20 protein-coding genes are annotated in these 20,311 nt (G+C 63.5%); 17 read left to right on the plus strand and 3 right to left on the minus strand.

All coding sequences use genetic code 11. The annotated features are described in order from the left end of the window. Positions 1–9 precede the first annotated feature (9 nt). The 15 genes from B6V72_RS11955 (at position 10) to B6V72_RS12025 (ending at position 13,394) form a co-directional block, all read left to right on the plus strand. Complete coding sequence (locus B6V72_RS11955; RefSeq protein ID WP_088735670.1) at positions 10–678, plus strand: HAD family hydrolase; 669 nt, start codon at positions 10–12, stop codon at positions 676–678. Between the two features lie 5 nt (positions 679–683). Then, positions 684–1,631 carry a sugar-binding transcriptional regulator gene (locus B6V72_RS11960; protein WP_088725030.1) on the plus strand — a complete coding sequence of 316 codons (948 nt, stop codon included), beginning with the start codon at positions 684–686 and terminating at the stop codon, positions 1,629–1,631. Positions 1,632–1,768: 137 nt separating this feature from the next. After that, positions 1,769–3,088, plus strand: coding sequence for a sugar ABC transporter substrate-binding protein (locus B6V72_RS11965; protein ID WP_075774607.1), 1,320 nt, complete (start codon positions 1,769–1,771; stop codon positions 3,086–3,088). An 89-nt stretch (positions 3,089–3,177) separates the two neighbouring features. After that, a complete protein-coding gene (locus B6V72_RS11970; RefSeq protein ID WP_075774606.1) occupies positions 3,178–4,050 on the plus strand; it encodes a sugar ABC transporter permease in 873 nt (290 codons plus the stop codon). 4 nt (positions 4,051–4,054) lie between these two features. After that, positions 4,055–4,885 carry a carbohydrate ABC transporter permease gene (locus B6V72_RS11975; protein WP_075774605.1) on the plus strand — a complete coding sequence of 277 codons (831 nt, stop codon included), beginning with the start codon at positions 4,055–4,057 and terminating at the stop codon, positions 4,883–4,885. A gap of 12 nt (positions 4,886–4,897) precedes the next feature. Then, complete coding sequence (locus B6V72_RS11980) at positions 4,898–5,893, plus strand: ABC transporter ATP-binding protein (RefSeq protein ID WP_075774604.1); 996 nt, start codon at positions 4,898–4,900, stop codon at positions 5,891–5,893. Next, positions 5,890–6,654: an L-iditol 2-dehydrogenase gene (locus B6V72_RS11985; protein ID WP_088735766.1), complete on the plus strand. Its 765-nt coding sequence runs from the start codon at positions 5,890–5,892 to the stop codon at positions 6,652–6,654. Before B6V72_RS11980 ends, B6V72_RS11985 begins: the two co-directional genes overlap by 4 nt. A gap of 1 nt (position 6,655) precedes the next feature. Continuing rightward, positions 6,656–8,122 (plus strand): mannitol dehydrogenase family protein, encoded by a 1,467-nt coding sequence (locus B6V72_RS11990; RefSeq protein ID WP_088735671.1) that lies wholly within the window; start codon positions 6,656–6,658, stop codon positions 8,120–8,122. Between the two features lie 126 nt (positions 8,123–8,248). Continuing rightward, positions 8,249–9,394, plus strand: coding sequence for an acyl-CoA dehydrogenase family protein (locus B6V72_RS11995; protein WP_088721723.1), 1,146 nt, complete (start codon positions 8,249–8,251; stop codon positions 9,392–9,394). Continuing rightward, entirely contained in the window at positions 9,391–10,437 is a 1,047-nt protein-coding gene (locus tag B6V72_RS12000) for an enoyl-CoA hydratase/isomerase family protein (protein ID WP_075774600.1), read from the plus strand. The genes B6V72_RS11995 and B6V72_RS12000 overlap by 4 nt, the downstream gene beginning before the upstream one ends. Beyond that, positions 10,434–11,306: a 3-hydroxyisobutyrate dehydrogenase gene (gene mmsB, locus B6V72_RS12005; protein WP_075774599.1), complete on the plus strand. Its 873-nt coding sequence runs from the start codon at positions 10,434–10,436 to the stop codon at positions 11,304–11,306. The genes B6V72_RS12000 and mmsB overlap by 4 nt, the downstream gene beginning before the upstream one ends. A 108-nt stretch (positions 11,307–11,414) precedes the next feature. Further along, positions 11,415–11,612, plus strand: a complete 198-nt coding sequence (locus B6V72_RS12010; protein WP_075774598.1) for a DUF2892 domain-containing protein — start codon at positions 11,415–11,417, stop codon at positions 11,610–11,612. 188 nt (positions 11,613–11,800) lie between these two features. Next, positions 11,801–12,226 (plus strand): excinuclease ABC subunit A, encoded by a 426-nt coding sequence (locus B6V72_RS12015; RefSeq protein ID WP_088735672.1) that lies wholly within the window; start codon positions 11,801–11,803, stop codon positions 12,224–12,226. 236 nt (positions 12,227–12,462) lie between these two features. After that, positions 12,463–12,810 carry a hypothetical protein gene (locus B6V72_RS12020; RefSeq protein WP_075774596.1) on the plus strand — a complete coding sequence of 116 codons (348 nt, stop codon included), beginning with the start codon at positions 12,463–12,465 and terminating at the stop codon, positions 12,808–12,810. A 152-nt stretch (positions 12,811–12,962) separates the two neighbouring features. Continuing rightward, positions 12,963–13,394: a hypothetical protein gene (locus B6V72_RS12025; protein WP_075774595.1), complete on the plus strand. Its 432-nt coding sequence runs from the start codon at positions 12,963–12,965 to the stop codon at positions 13,392–13,394. A gap of 31 nt (positions 13,395–13,425) precedes the next feature. Here B6V72_RS12025 and uvrA read toward each other — a convergent pair whose 3' ends face one another. Then, complete coding sequence (uvrA, locus tag B6V72_RS12030; protein WP_088735673.1) at positions 13,426–16,287, minus strand: excinuclease ABC subunit UvrA; 2,862 nt, start codon at positions 16,285–16,287, stop codon at positions 13,426–13,428. A 287-nt stretch (positions 16,288–16,574) separates the two neighbouring features. On the opposite strand from uvrA, the gene B6V72_RS12035 reads away from it, so the two are divergent. Beyond that, on the plus strand, positions 16,575–16,943 hold the full coding sequence (locus B6V72_RS12035) for a rhodanese-like domain-containing protein (protein WP_075774593.1): 369 nt from the start codon (positions 16,575–16,577) through the stop codon (positions 16,941–16,943). 130 nt (positions 16,944–17,073) lie between these two features. Further along, positions 17,074–18,015 (plus strand): zinc metalloprotease HtpX, encoded by a 942-nt coding sequence (htpX, locus tag B6V72_RS12040; protein WP_088718832.1) that lies wholly within the window; start codon positions 17,074–17,076, stop codon positions 18,013–18,015. Positions 18,016–18,234: 219 nt separating this feature from the next. Here the strand turns inward: htpX and lpdA are convergent, their stop codons facing one another. Both lpdA and B6V72_RS12050 read right to left on the minus strand, forming a co-directional pair. Beyond that, positions 18,235–19,629 (minus strand): dihydrolipoyl dehydrogenase, encoded by a 1,395-nt coding sequence (lpdA, locus tag B6V72_RS12045; protein ID WP_088735674.1) that lies wholly within the window; start codon positions 19,627–19,629, stop codon positions 18,235–18,237. 36 nt (positions 19,630–19,665) lie between these two features. Further along, positions 19,666–20,250, minus strand: a complete 585-nt coding sequence (locus tag B6V72_RS12050) for a DUF924 family protein (RefSeq protein WP_075774590.1) — start codon at positions 20,248–20,250, stop codon at positions 19,666–19,668. Between the last annotated feature and the right edge of the window lie 61 nt (positions 20,251–20,311).

Below are 20,311 nucleotides of genomic sequence, written 5' to 3' on the forward strand. Positions count from 1 at the left end.
GGAGGAACCATGACCGATCTGGTGATTTTCGACTGCGACGGGGTGCTGATCGATTCCGAGATCATTTCGGCGCAGATGCTGATCGACGAGCTGGCCACGCTGCAAGTGAATATCGACCTCGATTACGTCGCGCACCATTTCCTCGGCCGGTCCTATCCCACGGTGATGAAGCAGATCCGCTCCGAGTTCGGGCTTGATCTTCCGGAGGAGTTCGAGGCGCAGTATCGCGCGCGTCTGCTCGACGCGTTCGAGCGGGACCTGCGAGTGACTCAGGGCGTGGCCGATGTGCTGGAGGCACTCGACGTGCCATGGTGCGTGGCCACGTCGTCGAGCCTGCCGCGCGCCGAACGCTCGCTGGAAATCGCAGGCCTGCGCGACCGGGTGGGCGATCGGCTGTTCACCGCGAGCGAGGTCGCCCATGGAAAGCCCGCACCCGACCTGTTCCTGCACGCGGCGGAGAAGATGGGCGCGGCCCCTGCCCGCACGCTGGTGATCGAGGACAGCCTCAACGGCATTCGTGCAGGGCTTGCGGCGGGGATGGAAGTCTGGCGTTTCACCGGCGGCAGCCATCTGGCCGGGCGCGACCTGACGCCGCCCGAGGATGCCCGTCCGCATCGCGAATTTGCGCATTTCACCGAGTTCTTCCAGAATGGACTCATCAGGGAGAAAGAGTCGTGAGCCGTATGAATGAGGCCGAAACTTCGCGCGATGACGAGGCGGCACGGGCCGGATGGCTCTATTACGTCGGCGGCATGACGCAGGACCAGATCGCCGCCGAGCTCGGCGTGTCGCGTCAGCGCGCGCAGCGGCTGGTGAGCCGCGCGGTTTCAGAAGGACTGGTGCGGGTGCGGATCGAGCACAAGATCGGCGCCTGTCTGGAACTGGAAGCGGCGCTGATGCGTCGCTTCGGGCTGCAGACGGTGCGCGTCGCGCCGTCGCTGGGTGAACGCGGCGACCCGGCCACGGCCACCGCCGCTTTCGCCGCCACGCTTCTCGAACGGATCCTCGCACGGTCCGAGCCGCAGGTGATCGCCTTCGGGACGGGCCGCTCGCTCTCTGCGATGGTGAACGAGGTGATGCAGCGCCCCGCGACCGAGCACAAGATCGTCTCGCTGATCGGCAACATCGCCCCGGACGGTTCTGCCTCGTTCTATGACGTCATCATGCGGATGGCCGACAAGCTGCGCCTGCCGCATTATCCCATGCTGGTTCCGGTGATCTCGGAAACGGTGGAGGAACGTGCGATGTTCGACCGGCTCAAGCCGGTGCAGGCCGTGAAGCGGCTCGCGGCGGAGGCGGATGCGACCTTCGTCGGCGTCGGCCAGCTGGGCGAGGACGCGCCGGTGCACAAGGACGGCTTCGTCACCCTCGCCGAACTCGAGGAGCTGCGCGCGGCTGGCGGCGTGGGCGAGCTCGTGGGCTCGTTCTACGATGCGCAGGGCAACTACATCACCACTCCCACCACGACGCGTTTCGGCTCGTTCCGGATCGAGCCCAAGCGCGACGCCCCGGTGATCGGCATCGCCGCTGGCAGCTCGAAACTGGTCGCGATTCGTGCCGCTCTGGAAGGCGGGCTTCTCAACGGGCTCGTGACCGACGAGCCGACGGCTCAGGCCCTGTTGGAAGACTGACGCCGAAACAAGGCGTTAGAGACGGCGTTCATAATAAATCAAGACATCGCAGTAATTCTTGATTGACAGCTTGGGTTCTGTTTGTGAATATTTTCTCACAGTTTGGGCATATGCTCAGACCGCAAGGGAGGAAATCTATGACTTATACGATCCGGGCGCTCATGGGCGCCTGTGCTCTCGGCGCGCTTGCGACTGCTGCGGCAGCCGAGACCACCATCACCGTCGCAACCGTGAACAACGGCGATATGGTCCGCATGCAGGGCCTGATGGACGACTTCTATGCCGAGCATCCCGACATCAAGGTGGAATGGGTCACGCTGGAAGAGAACGTCCTGCGCCAGAAGGTCACCACCGACATCGCCACCAAGGGCGGCCAGTTCGACGTGCTGACCATCGGCACCTACGAGGTTCCGATCTGGGGCAAGCAGGGCTGGCTCGTGCCGCTCGACGGCATGCCCGACAGCTATGACGTGAACGACCTGCTGCCGCAGATCCGCAAAGGCCTCACCGTGGATGGCAAGCTCTATGCAGCGCCCTTCTACGGCGAAAGCTCCTTCGTGATGTATCGCAAGGACCTGATGGAAAAGGCCGGGATGGAAATGCCCGAGAAGCCGACCTGGTCCGACATCGAAAAAGCCGCTGCCGCGATGACCGACAAGGACAATGAAGTCTACGGCATCTGTCTGCGCGGCAAGGCCGGTTGGGGCGAGAACGCCGCCTTCCTGACCACGATGGACAACTCGATGGGCGGACGTTGGTTCGACGAGAACTGGCAGCCGCAATTCAACACGGCCCCGTGGAAAGAGACCATGTCGCGTTACCTCGACATGATGAACAAATACGGCCCGCCCGGCGCGTCGGCCAACGGCTTCAACGAGAACCTCGCACTGTTCCAGCAAGGCAAATGCGGCATGTGGATCGACGCCACGGTGGCTGCGTCCTTCGTGACCAACCCCAAGGACTCGACCGTGGCCGACAAGGTCGGCTTCGCGCTCGCGCCGAACAAGGAAGGCGTCGACAAGCGCGCGAACTGGCTCTGGGCCTGGTCGCTGGCGATCCCGGCGGGCACCCAGAAGGAAGACGCCGCGAAGACCTTCATCGAATGGGCGACCTCGAAGCACTATACCGAGCTCGTGGCCGAGAAAGAGGGGTGGGCGAACGTGCCCCCGGGCACCCGCACCTCGCTCTACGAGAACCCGAAATATCTCGAAGCGGCTCCCTTCGCGAAGCTGACGCTGGACTCGATCAACGCGGCTGACCCGACCAATCCGACGGTTGACCCGGTTCCCTATACCGGCGTCCAGTTCGTCGCGATCCCCGAGTTCCAGGCGATCGGCACCGCCGTCGGTCAGCAGTTCTCGGCTGCGCTCGCAGGGCAAATCTCCGGCGATCAGGCACTGCAAAACGCACAGAGCCTGACCGAGCGCGAGATGAAGAAGGCCGGTTACATCAAGTAACCAGGCCCCTCCCCGGCCGGGGCGGTCATTTTGGGTCTGACCGCCCCGTGCCTCTTTTTTTTCAACTTCCGATAACCGGAGCCGGACCGATGTCCACGCAAGCCTCGCGCTCTGCCGCGCGTCTCATGATTTCGCCATCCGTCATCCTGCTGTTCATGTGGATGGCCGTGCCGCTGGGCATGACGATCTGGTTCTCGTTCCAGCGCTACAACCTGCTGATGCCCGGTCAGGGCGGCTTCGTGGGCTGGGACAATTACTATTACTTCCTCACCGATCCCGCCTTCTTCACTGCGCTCAAGAACACTTTGGTGCTGGTGGGGGGCGTGCTGCTGATCACCGTGATCGGGGGCATCCTGCTGGCGCTGCTCCTCGATCAGCCGATCTTCGGCCAGGGCATCGTACGGGTTCTCGTGATCGCGCCCTTCTTCGTCATGCCGACCGTGTCCGCACTGGTCTGGAAGAACATGCTCTACAATCCGGTGAACGGCATTTTCGCCTATATCGCCAAGGCGATAGGGCTACAGCCATATGACTTTCTCGCCCATGCGCCGATGCTTTCGATCACCATAATCGTGGCATGGCAGTGGCTGCCCTTCGCGACGCTGATCCTGTTGACCGCGCTGCAATCGCTGGATTCCGAGCAGCTGGAAGCCGCCGAGATGGACGGCGCGGGCGCGCTGTCGCGGTTCTTCTACATCATGCTGCCGCACCTCGCGCGGGCCGCGACCGTGGTGATCCTCATCCAGACGATCTTCCTGCTCTCGACCTTCGCGGAAATCCTCGTGACCACGAATGGCGGGCCGGGCAACGCGTCCACCACGCTGACCTACCTCGTCTATGTCCAGTCGCTGTTGCAATTCGACGTGGGCGGAGGCGCCGCGGGCGGTGTGATCGCCGTGATCCTCGCAAATATCGTCGCGATCTTCCTGATGCGGATGATCGGCAAGAACCTGGAGGCGTAATCCAATGGCGCGCAAAATCTCCAACCGCCGCCGCACGATCATGTCCGTGATCGCATGGGCGCTGGCCTTCGTGATCTTCTTCCCGATCCTCTGGACGATCATCCTGTCGTTCAAGACCGAGGGCGACGCGATCAAGGCCCCGTGGGACGTGCTGACCTCGGCCTGGACCGTCGACAGCTACCATCTCGTTCAGGAGCGCTCGAACTACTTCCGCCACTTCATGAATTCGGTGGTGATCTCGTTCGGTTCCACCCTGCTGGCGCTCATCGTCGCGATCCCCTCGGCCTGGGCCATGGCCTTCGTGCCGGGCAAGCGCACCAAGGACGTGCTGATGTGGATGCTGTCCACCAAGATGATGCCCGCCGTGGGGGTGCTCGTCCCGATCTACCTGATGTTCCGCGACTGGGGCCTGCTGGATACCCGGACCGGTCTGGTCATCGTGCTGTGCCTGATGAACCTGCCGATCGTGATCTGGATGCTCTTCACCTATTTCAAGGAAATTCCGAAGGACATCCTCGAGGCCGCCCGCATGGATGGCGCGACCTTGAGCGGCGAGATCCTCTACGTGCTGACCCCGATGGCCGTTCCCGGCATCGCCTCGACGCTTCTGCTCAACGTGATCCTCGCCTGGAACGAAGCCTTCTGGACGCTGAACCTGACGGCGGCGAATGCCGCCCCCCTCACCGCTTTCATTGCCGCCTATTCCAGCCCCGAAGGGCTGTTCTACGCGAAACTCTCTGCCGCCTCGACGCTGGCTATCGCACCGATCCTGATCCTCGGCTGGTTCAGCCAGAAACAGCTGGTGCGTGGCCTGACCTTCGGCGCCGTGAAATAAGGAGCTAAACCCATGGGACAGATTACCCTCAAGGGCGTCCGCAAGGCCTTCGGCGATGTCGAGGTCATCCCGCCGCTCGATCTGGAAATCAACGAAGGCGAGTTCGTCGTCTTCGTCGGCCCCTCGGGCTGCGGCAAATCCACCCTTCTGCGCCTGATCGCGGGTCTGGAAGACGTCTCGGGCGGCGAAATCGAGATCAACGGTCAACCTTCGAGCGACCTGCCCCCCGCCAAGCGCGGTCTGGCGATGGTGTTCCAGAGCTACGCGCTCTACCCGCATATGTCGGTGCGCAAGAACATCGCCTTCCCGCTGAAGATGGCAAAGCTGGACGCGGCGGCGGCCAAAGAGAAGGTCGACAATGCCGCGCGCATCCTCAACCTGACCGACTATCTCGACCGTCGCCCCGGCCAGCTTTCGGGCGGTCAGCGCCAGCGCGTCGCAATCGGTCGGGCCATCGTGCGCGAACCGGCGGCGTTCCTTTTCGACGAACCGCTGTCGAACCTCGATGCGGCGCTGCGGGTGAACATGCGGCTGGAGATCTCGGAACTGCACCAGAAGCTCAAGACCACGATGATCTACGTCACCCACGATCAGGTCGAGGCGATGACCATGGCCGACAAGATCGTCGTGCTGCAGGCCGGCCGGATCGAACAGGTTGGCTCGCCGCTGGAACTGTATCGCTCGCCGCGCAACAAGTTCGTCGCGGGCTTCATCGGCTCGCCGAAGATGAACTTCATCGAGGGCGACGAAGCTGCGAAATACGGCGCCGACAGCATCGGCATCCGCCCGGAGCATATCGAGGTCTCGACGACCGAAGGCGCGTGGGAGGGCACGGTCGGCGTGTCCGAGCACTTGGGCTCCGACACGTTCCTGCATGTCGAAACGAAGCATGGCGTGATCAACGTGCGCGGCGGCGGCGAGATCGGGCTGCATTCGGGCGACAAGGTCTACCTGACCCCCGACCTCAACCAACTCCACAAATTCGACGCGCAAGGACAGGCAATCTGATGCGACTGAATGGCAAACGCGCCCTGATCACCGGGGCAGCCCGTGGGATCGGCCGCGCTTTCGCGGAGAAATACATCGCGGAAGGCGCGGAGGTCGTGATCGGCGATATCGACATCGCGCGGGCCGAGGACACCGCGGCCGAGATCGGCGCGGTCGCGCTCAAGCTCGACGTGACCGACGCGGCGAGCATCGACGCCGCGATGGAGAAGATGCGCGCCTCGGGCGGGATCGACATCCTGATCAACAACGCCGCGATCTTCACCGCCGCGCCGCTCGTGGAAATCTCCCGCGAGGATTACGCCCGCGTCTTCAAGATCAATGTCGAAGGCACGCTCTTCATGATGCAGGCGGCGGCGAAGGAGATGATCGCGCAGGCCCGTGGCGGCAAGATCATCAACATGGCGTCTCAGGCCGGACGTCGGGGCGAGGCATTGGTCGCGGTATATTGCGCCTCCAAGGCCGCCGTCATCAGCCTTACGCAATCGGCGGGGCTGAACCTGATCGAACATGGCATCAACGTGAACGCGATCGCGCCCGGCGTGGTCGATGGCGAGCATTGGGACGGCGTCGATGCCTTCTTCGCGAAATACGAGAACAAACCCCTGGGCCAGAAGAAGAAAGAGGTCGGCGAGTCCGTCCCCTATGGCCGCATGGGGACCGCCGCCGACCTGACCGGCATGGCCGTTTTCCTCGCCTCGGACGAGGCCGAATACATCGTCGCCCAGACCTACAATGTCGACGGCGGAAACTGGATGAGCTGACATGACACTTTCCAACGACACCCTCTCCGAGCTTCCCGCAGACGTGGCGCGCCCCGGTTACGACCGCGCGGCGCTCACCCCCGGCATCGTTCACATCGGCTGCGGCAATTTCCACCGGGCGCATCAGGCGGTCTATCTCGACGATCTGTTCAATTTGGGCGAAGGCCATGACTGGGCGCTCATGGGCGCGGGCGTTCGACCGGGCGATGCGAAGATGCGCGATGCGGTTCTAGCACAGGACGGGCTCTATAGCGTGATCGAGCTGGACCCGGCGGCGAAATCGGCCCGCGTGATAGGCTCGATGGTTGGTTTTGCCGAAGTGGCCTCCGGAAATGCGCCGCTGATCGCCGCCATGTCGCAGCCCAGCGTTCGGATCGTGTCGCTTACCGTGACCGAGGGCGGCTATTACATCGACCCGAAGACCGGCACGTTCAGCCCGACCCATCCCGACATTCAGGCCGATGCGGCCAATCCGGACCATCCCGAGACCGCGTTCGGCGCGATCATCGCCGCGCTGAAGGCGCGCCGAGCCTCGGGCGTGCCGCCCTTCACCGTGATGTGTTGCGATAACGTCCCCCATAACGGCCATGTCACACGTGACGCGGTTTGCGGACTGGCGGAACTGTCGGACCCGGAACTGGCCGCATGGATCAAGACCAATGTCGCCTTTCCGAACTCGATGGTGGACCGGATCACCCCCGCCACCGGCCCGCGCGAACGTGCGCTTGCCCAAAGCTTCGGGATCGAAGACGCCGCCCCCGTCACCTGCGAGCCCTTCCGGCAATGGGTGATGGAGGACAATTTCCCTGCGGGCCGCCCCGCGCTGGAGAAAGTCGGCGTGACCTTCACCGATGCGGTCGACCGGTTCGAGACGATGAAGATCCGTATCCTCAATGGCGGGCACGCGATCATCGCCTATGCCGCAGGCCTGCGGGACATCGAATACGCGCATGAGGCGATGGCAGATGATCAGATCCGCGCCTATCTCGACAAGATCGAGACGACCGAGATCCTGCCCATCGTGCCGCCGGTGCCCGACACCGACCTGAACGATTACAAGCAGCTGATCTTGAGCCGCTTCTCGAACCCGGAAGTGGCCGACACGATCCGCCGCCTGTGCCATGACGGCTCGAACCGGCAACCGAAGTTCATCATCACCTCGATCAGCGATTGCCTCGCTCAGGGCCGGGATTGCACCGGGCTGATCCTCGAGAGCGCGCTCTGGTGCCGCTATTGCTACGGCACCAGCGAGACCGGCGCCGAGATCGCGCCGAACGATCCGAATTGGGATCGCCTCGTCGCGCAGTCGAAGCTGGCGAAGGAGCGTCCCGCCGCGTGGCTGGAGATGTCCGAGATCTACGGCGATCTGGCCGAGAATGCCGAGGTCGTGGCGAAATTCACCGCGCTTCTTAACGACGTCTGGGCACGCGGGTCGCACTCGGTGATCGCGGATTATCTGGCGGGCTGACGGCACGCTTGCACTTGCACAAGCTCCCCCTTGCAAAACTCTCGCAAGGATTCGAAATTAAACGGGTGTTCAATTCATCCGGTTGAGGTCGAGCCTTTGCCGAAAGTGAGCTCGGGGAGGAGTTTCATGGATTACGCGCTCAGCGAGGAACAGCAGGCCATTTTCGACATGGCTTATGCCTTCGGGCAGGACGAGATCGCCCCCCATGCGGACGCGTGGGAAGAGGCTGGCACGATCCCGAAAGAGCTCTGGCCGAAAGTGGCCGAGCTGGGTCTGGGCGGCATCTACGTCTCCGAAGACTATGGCGGATCGGGCCTGTCGCGCCTCGATGCCACGCTCGTCTTCGAGGCGCTCGCAATGTCCTGCCCCGCCGTGGGCTCGTTCCTGTCGATTCACAACATGTGCGGCGGCATGATCGACAAGTTCGGCTCGGACGAGGACAAGGCGCGCTGGCTGCCCGATCTGGTCAGCATGAAAAAGGTCTTCTCCTACTGCCTGACCGAGCCGGGTTCGGGCTCGGACGCCGCGGCGCTGCGGACCAAGGCCGAGCGCTCGAACGAGGGCTGGATCCTGAACGGCACCAAGGCGTTCATCTCGGGCGGCGGCTATTCGGATGTCTATGTGACCATGGTCCGCACCGGCGATCCGGGGCCCAAGGGCATCTCGACGGTCGTGGTCGAGGACGGTGCAAAGGGGCTCAGCTTCGGCGGGCTCGAGCGCAAGATGGGCTGGAAAGCCCAGCCGACCGCGCAGGTGCAATTCGACGATTGCCACATTCCGGCGGAGAACTTGCTGGGCGAAGAGGGCAAAGGCTTTACTTATGCGATGGCGGGTCTCGATGGCGGGCGTCTGAATATCGCGGCCTCCGCCCTGGGCGGCGCGCAGGCCGCGCTCAACAAGACGCTGGCCTATATGGGCGAGCGAAAGGCCTTCGGTAAATCGCTCGACCAGTTCCAGGCGCTGCAATTCCGCCTCGCCGATATGGAGGTGAAGCTGGAATCCGCGCGCACCTTCCTGCGTCAGGCGGCATGGAAGCTCGACAACAAGACCCATGATGCGACGAAGTTCTGCGCCATGGCTAAACTCTATGTGACGGATGCCTCATTCGATGTGGCAAACCAATGCCTGCAATTGCATGGTGGTTACGGCTATCTTGCCGATTACGGGATCGAGAAGATCGTGCGCGACCTGCGCGTGCACCAGATCCTTGAAGGCACGAATGAAATCATGCGGCTGATCGTCAGCCGCGCGATGCTGGCGGAGCGTGGATGACCGAAGAAACGATGATCGCGAGAAAGGAAGGCCACGCCGGACGGCTGACCTTCAATCGACCCAAGGCGCTCAACGCGCTCGATCACGAGATGGCCATGGCGATCGAGGCGGCGCTCGACGCATGGCGCGACGACCCGGAGGTCGATCTTGTCGTGATCGACGCAGCGGGTGATCGCGCCTTCTGCTCGGGCGGCGACATCGCCGCCGTGTACCGGGCCGGGATCGCTGGCGATTATGCACCGGGACGCGACTTCTGGCGCGACGAATACCGGATGAACGCAAAGATCGCGGAATATCCCAAGCCCATCGTCGCCTTCATGCAGGGCTTCGTGATGGGCGGCGGCGTCGGCGTCGGCGGCCATGCCAGCCACCGGATCGTGGGCGAAAGCACGCAGGTCGCGATGCCGGAAAGCGGGATCGGGCTGATCCCGGACGTGGGCGGCACGCTCTTGCTGGCGCGCGCGCCGGGCCACGTGGGCGAATATCTCGGCCTCACGGGGGCGCGAATGAACGCAACCGACGCGCTCTATGCCGGGTTCGCCGATATGTTCGTGCCCGAGGCCGATTGGGAGGAGTTGAAGACCCGGCTCATCGAGACCGGCAATATCGACACCCTGCCCCATCCGCGCACCCCGCCCGAACCCGGCAAGCTCGAGGGCCTGCGCCCCGAGATCGACCGCATCTTCTGGGCCGAGAACCTCAGCGCGATCGTCGCCAAGCTCGAGACTTCGGGCAGCGAGTTCGCCGAGAAGACCTACAAGACGGTGCTGCGCAACTCCGCGCTGTCGATGGAGGCGACGCTGCGCCTGATCCGCATGACCCGCGCCGAGAACACGATCCGCGCCGCCCTCACCCATGAGTTCCGCTTTACCTGGCGTGCGGCGGAGCTAGGTGATTTTCTTGAGGGCGTGCGGGCGCAGATCATAGACAAGGATCGCAATCCGCAATGGAAATATGCTCTGGATGCGCTGCCGGAAGAGGCGGTCGCGCAGATGCTGGAGCCGCTCGGCCCCGAATGGGCCATCTGGGAGGAGACGACATGAAAATCGCATTCATCGGGCTTGGAAACATGGGTGGGCCCATGGCGGCCAATCTGGTCGCCGCGGGTCACAAAGTGATCGGCTTCGACCTCACCGCCCCGCCGCCCGAGGGCGTGGGTCGGGCGACGACCGCAGCGGCGGCGGCGCAGGAGGCCGAGGTCGTCATCACCATGCTCCCCAACGGCCAGATCCTGCGCGACGTCGCGAAGGAAGTGATCCCGGCGATGCAGGAAGATGCGGTGCTGTGCGATTGCTCGACCGTCGATGTCGACAGCGCGAAAGCGGTCGCGGCGATGGCGGCAGAGCGCGGCCTCGGTTCGCTCGACGCGCCTGTCTCCGGTGGCGTGGGCGGCGCGACCAACGGCACGCTGACCTTCATGGTGGGTGGTGACGCGAAAAGCTTCGAGATCGTGAAGCCCCTCTTCGACGTGATGGGCCAGAAGGCCGTGCATTGCGGCGAAGCGGGCGCGGGTCAGGCGGCCAAGATCTGCAACAACATGATCCTCGGCGTGACGATGATCGCGACGTGCGAAGCCTTCGCGTTGGCCGACAAGCTGGGCCTCGACCGCGAGAAGATGTTCGACGTGGTCTCGACCTCCTCGGGTCAGAGCTGGTCGATGAACACCTATTGCCCGGCGCCGGGCGTCGGCCCGCAATCGCCCGCCGACAACGATTACAAGCCGGGCTTCGCCGCCGAGCTGATGCTCAAGGACCTGCGGCTGAGCCAGCAGGCCGCCGAGAGCGCCGATGCCGACACGCCGATGGGCAAGCTGGCCGCCGCGCTCTATTCGGCCTTCGTGGAAACCGAAGGCGGCAAGGGCCGTGACTTCTCGGCCATGCTGCCGCGTTTCGAAAAGCGCAGCCGCACCTGAATTCCGAGCGGAGGCGCGTCATCGCGCCTCCCGCAGTTAATCCTTGCCGCCTGAGTTCGCGTAACAGTATCAAGTTGCAAGGAAGCTGCGCCACGGAAAGGGCTTTGAATGTTCAAGAACAATGTCGGCGGCATCGACCGCACTCTGCGCATCGTGGTCGGGCTGGCCCTGATCATCGCCTTCTTCATGACCCCGCCCGGCCCCTATCGCTGGCTTTTCTGGGTGGGGCTGATTCCGCTCGGGACCGGGTTGCTGGGCACCTGCCCGCTCTACTCGATGCTCGGCGTCAATACCTGTAAGAAGTAACCCCAGAAGCCTGATTTCGCCCCGAGGGCGAGCCGGACCCCGCCGAATGACCGCGCGTCTTCGGCGGGGTCTTGCTTGTGAGAGGGTTGCGCGTGGACAAAGCCCGATTCCGCGATGGAACGGCTGGCCAGCTACGTTCATTTATATCCCAACACGCGCATGAGGCGCGTCAGGAAAGGAGAGGTCACATGAAACACCTGACCCAGCTTACCCTTGCCGCTGCCCTCGGGGCGAGCCTTCTGCCCGGGTCCGCCCTTGCTGACGGCCATGGCCACGGCAAATGGAAGAACGACCGCGGCCACGCAGAGCGCGATTACAGGGGCTGCCCGCCCGGACTGGCCAAGAAGAACAATGGCTGCCGTCCGCCCGGTCTCGCCAAGAAAAGCTATCGCCACGACGACGAGCGCGACGACGAATGGCGGGACGCGGAGCGCCGTTGGCGCCGCGGTGACCGGATCACCGGCGACTACGTCCTGATCCGCGACCCGAACCGCTACGGCCTGAACGACAATCGCACCTATTGGCGCTCCAACGGCTACGTCTATCAGGTCGACCGCCAGACCGGCGAAGTGCTCGCTCTGATCGGACTCGCGCGTTCGATCCTCGGCTACTGACTTCGCAGACGCAGCGTCAACCGCGACATAGCGCCGCATCTGAACACGAGGCCTTCACGTAAAGTGGAGGCCTTTGTGATTTGACACGGAAATATCGTAATTTTTTATTAAGCAATAACAGCAACTTACAGCGCGCAACAGCTTTCGCTTCTACGCATGGCGGCAATGCGGAATCTGCAATGGACCTTTTCGCCGCAATGCGGCATTTGGTCCCTCACGACGAAAGGAAAACGCGCATGACTTATCTCCCCCGTGTCGCGCTGATCGCGGTGATCGGCGCAGCTTTTACCCCGATGGCAGCTCTCGCAGATGGTCCGATGAGCGCCGCAGGTTCGAAAATGGCAGCAAGCGTCTCGGTCGCGAACCAGTCGCATGACCAGAAGCCCTCGGTTCGCAACGACCTGCTTTGGCAAGTTGGCCAGCAGATCACCGAGAACCACGTTCGCCTCCGCCAGCCCGCCGCGTTCGGCCTGAAGGCTGACGCGACCTACTGGCGCTCGTTCGGCTACATCTACGAAGTCAGCCCCGAGAGCGGCGAAGTGCTCGCCCAGGTCGGCAAGGCCACGGACATCGTCGGCTTCTGAGCCACAGTCCGGACGGAAATTGAAAAACGGGCGGAACCACTCCGCCCGTTTTTTATTGTCCTCGAAAGGTTGGAGGACAGAAAGATGTATCGATTCTCAATTTCGTTGCCCGATGACACGCGCGTGGATAGGCTTTCAAGATGAGGATCGTGATGCGCCCACTCGCCCTGATTGCGCTGACCTGCGCCCTGCCCGCCCTCGCCTCTGCCGAAGGATCGGCGCAAGGGGTTCAGGTAATGCGCGGTGGAAAGATCGACATGGGTAGCCCCGCAGCGCAGGAAGCCAAAGCTTCCGCAAAGGCCGCGCCGGAGTGCAAGACGCTCACGACGGGCGACACGTTCTGCAAGGTCGCCACGACGAATGGCACGTCACGCTGGGTACTGCAGGGTCAGATGGAGCCCGAGTTCAGCGTCGGCGATGTGTTTCCAGTCTATCAGCACTCGATGATCCTGAACCTGCGCCGCTACGATCTGCCGATCGTGACCGGCGCTTGGCGCTACTACAACGTGCGCGGCGTGATCTACAAAGTCGGCGCGGAAGACCACAAGGTCATGGAAGTCATCGGCCGCACCGCACGGCGCTGAGCCCGCGCGCCCGCGACCAGAGCGCGGCGGATCACTCCGCCGCGACCTTCACTCCCAGCATCTGCGCAAGGTAATGGCCGGTATGGCTGCGCGGGTTGGTGGCCACTTCTTCCGGCGTACCGACCGCCACGATCTCGCCGCCGCCATCGCCGCCCTCGGGGCCGATATCGATGATATGATCGGCCGTCTTGATGACGTCGAGATTGTGCTCGATCACCACGACGGTGTTGCCCTGCTCCACGAGGCTGTGCAGCACCTCCAGCAGTTTTCGAACATCTTCGAAGTGCAGACCGGTCGTCGGCTCGTCGAGAATGTACAAAGTGCGACCTGTGGCGCGTTTCGACAGTTCCTTGGACAGCTTTACCCGCTGCGCCTCGCCGCCTGACAGCGTCGTTGCCTGCTGGCCGACCTTGATATAGCCAAGGCCCACCTCCATCAGCGCGTCCATCTTCTCGCGGATCGAAGGCACCGCCTTGAAGAACTCCTGCGCGTCCTCGACCGTCATATCGAGCACATCCGCGATGGACTTGCCCTTATACTGGATCTCCAGCGTCTCGCGGTTGTAGCGCTTGCCCTTGCAGGTCTCGCATTCGACATAGACGTCGGGCAGGAAGTGCATCTCGATCTTGATCACGCCGTCGCCCTGGCAGGCCTCGCAGCGCCCGCCCTTCACGTTGAAGGAGAACCGCCCCGGCTTGTAGCCGCGCGCCTTCGCCTCCGGCAGACCGGCGAACCAGTCGCGGATCGGGGTGAAGGCGCCGGTATAGGTCGCCGGGTTCGAGCGCGGCGTGCGCCCGATCGGGCGCTGGTCGATGTCGATGACCTTGTCGAGATGCTCCAACCCCTTGATCGTATCGCAGGGCGCCGGCGTCTGACGCGCACCATTGAGCCGCATCGAGGCGGTCTTGAACAGGGTCTCGATGGTGAGCGTGGACTTGCCCCCGCCCGAAACGCCGGTCACGCAAACGAACTTGCCGAGCGGGAACTCGGCCGTGACGTTCTTGAGGTTGTTGCCGGTCGCACCCACGACCTTGAGCTTCTTCTTGTTGCCCTTGCGCCGCTCGGCCGGGACCGCGATCTCGCGCGTGCCGGACAGGTATTGCCCGGTCAGCGACGCCGGATCGGCGGCGATCTCTTCGGGCGTGCCGCGCGAAACGACCTGACCGCCATGCACGCCGGCGCCCGGGCCGATATCGAAGACGTAATCGGCATGGCGGATCGCATCCTCGTCATGCTCCACCACGATCACCGTATTGCCCTGATCGCGCAGGTTTTTCAGCGTCTGGAGGAGGCGGTCGTTGTCGCGCTGGTGCAGGCCGATCGACGGCTCGTCGAGCACGTAGAGCACGCCCGTCAGGCCCGAACCGATCTGCGAGGCCAGCCGGATCCGCTGGCTCTCGCCGCCCGACAGAGTGCCCGCCGCGCGGCTCATGGTCAGGTAATCGAGACCCACATTCACGAGGAAGCCGAGGCGTTCACGGATTTCCTTGAGGATCGCCGTCGCGATTTCGTTCTTCTGGTGCGAGAGGCTGCCCGGCACGGTGGCGACCCACTCATGGGCCTCCTTGATCGACATCTCGACCACGTGGCCCACATGCTTGCCGCCGATCTTCACGGCGAGCGCTTCGGGCCGCAGGCGGTAGCCGCCGCAGGCGTGGCAGGGACGGTTGTTCTGATAGCGCTCCATCTCCTCGCGCGACCAGGCAGAGTCGGTCTCGCGGTAGCGGCGCTCCATGTTCGGGATGATCCCCTCGAAGGTGCGGCTGACCTCGTAGACGCGGCCGCCCTCGTCGAAGCGGAACTTGATCTCTTCATCGCCCGAGCCGCGCAGGAACAGCTCCTGCACGTTTTCCGGCAGATCCTTCCACGGCTTTTTCGGATCGAAGCCGTAATGTTTCGACAGCGCCTCGATCGTCTGGGTATAATAGGGCGATTTCGTCCGCGCCCAGGGCGCCAGCGCCCCGCCCTGCACCGAGAGCGTCACGTCGGGCACCATCAGGCGCTCGTCGAAGAACAGTTCGACGCCGAGGCCGTCACAGACCGGACAGGCCCCGAACGGCGCGTTGAACGAGAACAGGCGCGGTTCGATCTCGGGGATCGTGAAGCCCGACACCGGACAGGCGAAGTTTTCCGAGAAGGTCGTGCGTTCGGGCTCCCCCTCGCCTTCGCGCGGCGCGCTCTCGAAGATCGCGATGCCGTCGGCGAGGTCGAGCGCGGTGCGGAAACTGTCGGCCAGCCGCGTCTCCATCCCCTCGCGCACGACGACGCGGTCCACGACCACGTCGATGTTGTGGCGGAATTTCTTGTCGAGCGTCGGCGGTTCTTCAAGCTCGTAGAACTCGCCATTCACCTTCACGCGCTGGAAACCTTGCTTGCGCAGCTCGATGAATTCCTTGCGATATTCGCCTTTGCGGTCGCGCACGATCGGGGCGAGCAGATAGCCGCGCGTGCCCTCCTCCATCTGCATCACGATATCGACCATATCCTGCACTTGCTGCGCCTCGATCGGCTCGCCGGTGGCGGGCGAATAGGGCGTGCCCGCGCGGGCGTAGAGCAGACGCAGGTAGTCGTAGATTTCGGTCACGGTGCCGACGGTGGAGCGCGGGTTCTTCGAAGTCGTCTTCTGCTCGATCGAGATCGCAGGCGACAGACCCGAGATGTGATCGACGTCGGGTTTGCCCATCATGTCGAGGAACTGGCGCGCATAGGCGCTCAGACTTTCGACATAGCGGCGCTGCCCTTCGGCATAGATCGTGTCGAAGGCCAGCGAGGATTTCCCGGAGCCCGACAGCCCCGTGATCACCACGAACTGGTCGCGCGGAATATCGACATCCACGCCCTTGAGATTGTGCTCGCGCGCGCCGCGCACTTCGATGAACTTCAGTTCAGCCATCCACGCCCCCTTTATCACCAGCCCTAGATAGGTGTTTCCCCGCGAGTCTCCAATCCAAATCTGCGAACGAAATGTGAACTTTCTGCATGGCGGCAATGTCGCGCGTATCCGTCGCGCCGCTTGCACGCCTCGCAGCCCGATCAAAATTGCGGCAATTAGGCATTAAATTCCATTTCTTGAATGTATTTTCGACGGGTTTCGCGCTATCACTCTTGAAAGCGGTCCGGTATTTGCCACATGAACCGGGAAACGGGCCTGCGGGTCACGCGAATGCAAGAGGTAACGACATGCTGAATTTTCTTCGCCCTTCCGGTGGCAACCGGGTCGAGCGCATTGCCCCGCAGGACGCCGTCGCCAAGGCGAAAGCCGGTGAGCTCACCGTGGTCGACGTGCGTGAGGGCATGGAAGTGAAAAGCTCGGGCAAGGCCAAGGGCGCGCTTCATATCCCGCTCGCGACGATCCGCATGAAGGCCGACCCGTCGAGCCCGGAGAAGCATCCCGACCTCGACCCCGCGAAGCCGGTCGCGCTCTATTGCGCCTCGGGCGGGCGCTCGGCAGGTGCGGCCCAGATGCTGGTCCAGATGGGCTACGCCGAAGTCTACAATATCGGCGGTCTGGGCGACTGGCACGCAGGCGGCGGCGAAATCGAGCGCTGATCGCGCACTGTGTCGCATGATTTTGAAGGGGTCCCGCCGGGACCCCTTTTGTTTTGCGCAGCCGATGGAATTGCGTGGGCGTGGCGCGTGCCTATATCGGATGCGTAACGATCAAAGGGTGAGACCGACAATGGGTTATGCCAAGACTGCGATGCTGATGGCGGCGATGACGGCGCTGTTCATGGGGCTGGGCTACCTCATGGGTGGTGCGACCGGCATGGTGATCGCGCTGATCTTCGCCGCCGGGATGAATGTCTATTCGTGGTGGAATTCGGATAAAATGGTGCTGCGGATGCATAACGCGCATCTGGTGGCGCCGGGCGACCGCGCGGGGCTGAACGCGCTGGTCGGGCAACTGGCCAAGAATGCCGACCTGCCGATGCCCGCCGTTTACCTGATCGACACGCCGCAGCCCAATGCCTTCGCAACTGGCCGCAACCCCGAGAACGCCGCCGTCGCGGTAACCGCCGGACTGATGCAGAGCCTGTCGCGCGAGGAGTTGTCTGGCGTGATCGCTCACGAGTTGGCCCATATCAAACACCGCGACACCGCGATCATGACCGTGACGGCGAGCTTCGCCGGTGCGATTTCGATGCTGGCAAATTTCGCCCTGTTCTTCGGCGGCTCGCGCGAGCGGATGGGGATCATGGGCACGCTGGCGATGATGTTCCTCGCCCCGATGGCGGCGGCGCTGGTGCAGATGGCAATCTCGCGCACCCGCGAATATGCGGCCGACAAGGAAGGGGCTGCGATCTGCGGCAACCCTCTCTGGCTGGCCTCGGCGCTGCAGCGGATCGAGGCTGGCGCGCGCCGGGTCGAGAATGTCGCCGCCGAGCGCAATCCTGCGACCGCGCATATGTTCATCATCAACCCGCTGAGCGGGCACGGCGCGGATAACCTGTTCGCCACCCACCCCTCTACCGAGAACCGCGTTGCAGCGCTGCGGCAGATGGCGGGCGGTGCGGGTGCGCGTCGGGAACGCGCGGCCCCCGCGCCGGCTACGGGCGATTGGAGCGGTGCGCGCTCGATGCCGAAGGTGCGCCGGAAAGGCAAGAACGGACCTTGGTCATGACCAGCACGGGGCGACCAGCCCCGGGCCGCGCCCGACCCTCCCCCCGGGAGGGCGCATTGACGATGTCAGCGCAGGCGCATCCGACTTGCGGACTTGCAGGATAAACCGCCCGGCCACAGGCGACGCGCAGCGCCCACCCGAGGCTCGGGCGCGTCCCTTACCACCAAAACAAAAAGGCCGGGGTCTCCCCCGGCCTTTCGCACTTCCCGGCACATCCGATCAGAAGTGGATCGCGCGCCCGTAAGCGTCGAGCACCGACTCGTGCATCATCTCCGACAGGGTCGGGTGCGGGAAGACGGTGTTCATCAGGTCTTCCTCGGTGGTCTCCAGCTGGCGCCCCACGACATAGCCCTGGATCAGTTCGGTCACTTCCGCGCCGACCATATGCGCGCCCAGCAATTCGCCGGTCTTCGCGTCAAACACGGTCTTCACCAGTCCTTCGCTCTCGCCCAAGGCGATCGCCTTGCCGTTGCCGATGAAGGGGAAGCGGCCAACCTTGATGTCGTAGCCCGCCTCTTTCGCCTTCGCTTCCGTCATGCCGACCGAGGCGACCTGAGGCTGGCAATAGGTGCAGCCCGCGATCGAGCCCGGCTTGACCGGATGGGCGTGCTTGCCCGCGATCAGCTCGGCCACCATCACGCCCTCATGGCTCGCCTTGTGCGCGAGCCACGGTGCGCCCGCGATATCGCCGATTGCATAGAGTCCGTCGACGCCGGTGCGGCAGTATTCATCGGTCACGACATGGGTGCGGTCGACCTTCACGCCCGCCTCTTCAAGGCCCAGATCCTCGACATTGCCGACGATGCCGACCGCGGAGATCACAGTGTCGACTTCCAGCGTCTCGGTCTTGCCGCCCTTGTCGAGCGTGGCGATCACCTTGTCGGCCTTGCGGTCGAGCTTGGTTACCGTGGTCTTCTCGCGGATCGTCATGCCCTGTTTCTCGAACTGCTTCTTGGCGAATTTCGAGATTTCCTCGTCCTCGACGGGCAGCACGCGATCCATCACCTCGACGACCGTCGTCTCGGCGCCGAGCGTATTGAAGAAGCTGGCGAATTCGATACCGATCGCGCCCGAGCCGATGACCAGCAATTTCTTCGGCTCATGCGGCGGATTGAGCGCGTGCTTGTAGGACCAGACGCGTTTGCCGTCGGCCTCGAGCCCCGGCAGGTTGCGCGCCCGCGCGCCAGTCGCCAGCACGATGTTCTTGGCGGTCAACTCTTCGCTACCCTTGTCGGTTTTCACCGAAACCTTGCCCTTGCCGGCAAGTTTCGCGGTGCCCATCACGACATCGACCTTGTTCTTCTTGAGCAAGTGGCCGACGCCCGAAGCGAGCTGCTTGGCCACCCCGCGCGAGCGTTTCACCACCGCGTCGAGATCGTAGCCGAACTTCTCGGCGCTGAGGCCGAAATCCTTCGCGCGCTCCATCAGGTGGAACACCTCGGCCGAGCGCAGAAGCGCCTTCGTGGGAATACAGCCCCAGTTCAGGCAGATGCCGCCCAGATGCTCGCGCTCCACGATCGCGACCTTGAGGCCCAGCTGTGCGCCCCGGATGGCGCTGACATAGCCCCCCGGCCCTGCCCCGATCACGATCATGTCGTAGGTTTTCGATGCCATGTCTTCCCTCCGGTCAGAAACTGGTTTGGCATTAAACTATTTTGCGGACAGCTTCAACTCATCCGCATCCGCAAGCGCCTTGCGGTAGCCGCCCTGCTCCATGAATGCCTGTTCCTCGGGCGTTGTCTCGCGATCTAGCGCGGAATTGCGCCAAGGGAAGCGCCCGAACCGTTCGATCACTGAACGATGTGCGAGCGCGTGGCGCAGGTTATCTTCAGAGCGCCAGCGTTCGGAGAACAGGGTCACCGCCCGGTCCTGATCGGCAAGCTCTTCGGAATGCATGAAAGGAAGGTAGAAGAATTGCTGCAGCGGCGGCCCGATCTGCAGGTCGAACCCTTCGGCGATGGCGCGATCGGCATGGCGCCGTGCCATCGGGTCGGTCTGGAAGGCGCGCGGATCGTCTCGGAACATGTTGCGCGGGAACTGGTCGAGTAGCAGCAGAAGCGCCAGCGCGCCCTGCGCGTTGCGCTCCCATTCGGTCAGCGCGCCTTGCGCGCCTACCTGCCAGAGCGGCGCGTAACGACGCCGGATCGCGGCGTCGATCTGCTCGCTCGACTGGTACCAGTATTTCTCGCCGACCTCGATACGCCAGAAGCGTATAATCTCGTTGATGCGATCCATGGTGACGGCCCTCCCCTGCCGTGCCTGCCCCGCTGTCATCAAATCATGGTAGGGCAAGCGC

The organism is Thioclava sp. F34-6 (assembly GCF_002213235.1).
Taxonomy (GTDB): domain Bacteria; phylum Pseudomonadota; class Alphaproteobacteria; order Rhodobacterales; family Rhodobacteraceae; genus Thioclava; species Thioclava nitratireducens.

What these genes read in the sequence shown, in the direction of transcription:
- B6V72_RS11955 (WP_088735670.1), top strand. Translation starts at nt 10, where the DNA reads ATGACCGATCTGGTGATTTTCGACTGCGACGGGGTGCTGATCGATTCC.
- B6V72_RS11960 (WP_088725030.1), top strand. Translation starts at nt 684, where the DNA reads ATGAATGAGGCCGAAACTTCGCGCGATGACGAGGCGGCACGGGCCGGA.
- B6V72_RS11965 (WP_075774607.1), top strand. Translation starts at nt 1,769, where the DNA reads ATGACTTATACGATCCGGGCGCTCATGGGCGCCTGTGCTCTCGGCGCG.
- B6V72_RS11970 (WP_075774606.1), top strand. Translation starts at nt 3,178, where the DNA reads ATGTCCACGCAAGCCTCGCGCTCTGCCGCGCGTCTCATGATTTCGCCA.
- B6V72_RS11975 (WP_075774605.1), top strand. Translation starts at nt 4,055, where the DNA reads ATGGCGCGCAAAATCTCCAACCGCCGCCGCACGATCATGTCCGTGATC.
- B6V72_RS11980 (WP_075774604.1), top strand. Translation starts at nt 4,898, where the DNA reads ATGGGACAGATTACCCTCAAGGGCGTCCGCAAGGCCTTCGGCGATGTC.
- B6V72_RS11990 (WP_088735671.1), top strand. Translation starts at nt 6,656, where the DNA reads ATGACACTTTCCAACGACACCCTCTCCGAGCTTCCCGCAGACGTGGCG.
- B6V72_RS11995 (WP_088721723.1), top strand. Translation starts at nt 8,249, where the DNA reads ATGGATTACGCGCTCAGCGAGGAACAGCAGGCCATTTTCGACATGGCT.
- B6V72_RS12000 (WP_075774600.1), top strand. Translation starts at nt 9,391, where the DNA reads ATGACCGAAGAAACGATGATCGCGAGAAAGGAAGGCCACGCCGGACGG.
- mmsB (WP_075774599.1), top strand. Translation starts at nt 10,434, where the DNA reads ATGAAAATCGCATTCATCGGGCTTGGAAACATGGGTGGGCCCATGGCG.
- B6V72_RS12010 (WP_075774598.1), top strand. Translation starts at nt 11,415, where the DNA reads ATGTTCAAGAACAATGTCGGCGGCATCGACCGCACTCTGCGCATCGTG.
- B6V72_RS12015 (WP_088735672.1), top strand. Translation starts at nt 11,801, where the DNA reads ATGAAACACCTGACCCAGCTTACCCTTGCCGCTGCCCTCGGGGCGAGC.
- B6V72_RS12020 (WP_075774596.1), top strand. Translation starts at nt 12,463, where the DNA reads ATGACTTATCTCCCCCGTGTCGCGCTGATCGCGGTGATCGGCGCAGCT.
- B6V72_RS12025 (WP_075774595.1), top strand. Translation starts at nt 12,963, where the DNA reads ATGCGCCCACTCGCCCTGATTGCGCTGACCTGCGCCCTGCCCGCCCTC.
- uvrA (WP_088735673.1), bottom strand. Translation starts at nt 16,287, where the DNA reads ATGGCTGAACTGAAGTTCATCGAAGTGCGCGGCGCGCGCGAGCACAAT.
- B6V72_RS12035 (WP_075774593.1), top strand. Translation starts at nt 16,575, where the DNA reads ATGCTGAATTTTCTTCGCCCTTCCGGTGGCAACCGGGTCGAGCGCATT.
- htpX (WP_088718832.1), top strand. Translation starts at nt 17,074, where the DNA reads ATGGGTTATGCCAAGACTGCGATGCTGATGGCGGCGATGACGGCGCTG.
- lpdA (WP_088735674.1), bottom strand. Translation starts at nt 19,629, where the DNA reads ATGGCATCGAAAACCTACGACATGATCGTGATCGGGGCAGGGCCGGGG.
- B6V72_RS12050 (WP_075774590.1), bottom strand. Translation starts at nt 20,250, where the DNA reads ATGGATCGCATCAACGAGATTATACGCTTCTGGCGTATCGAGGTCGGC.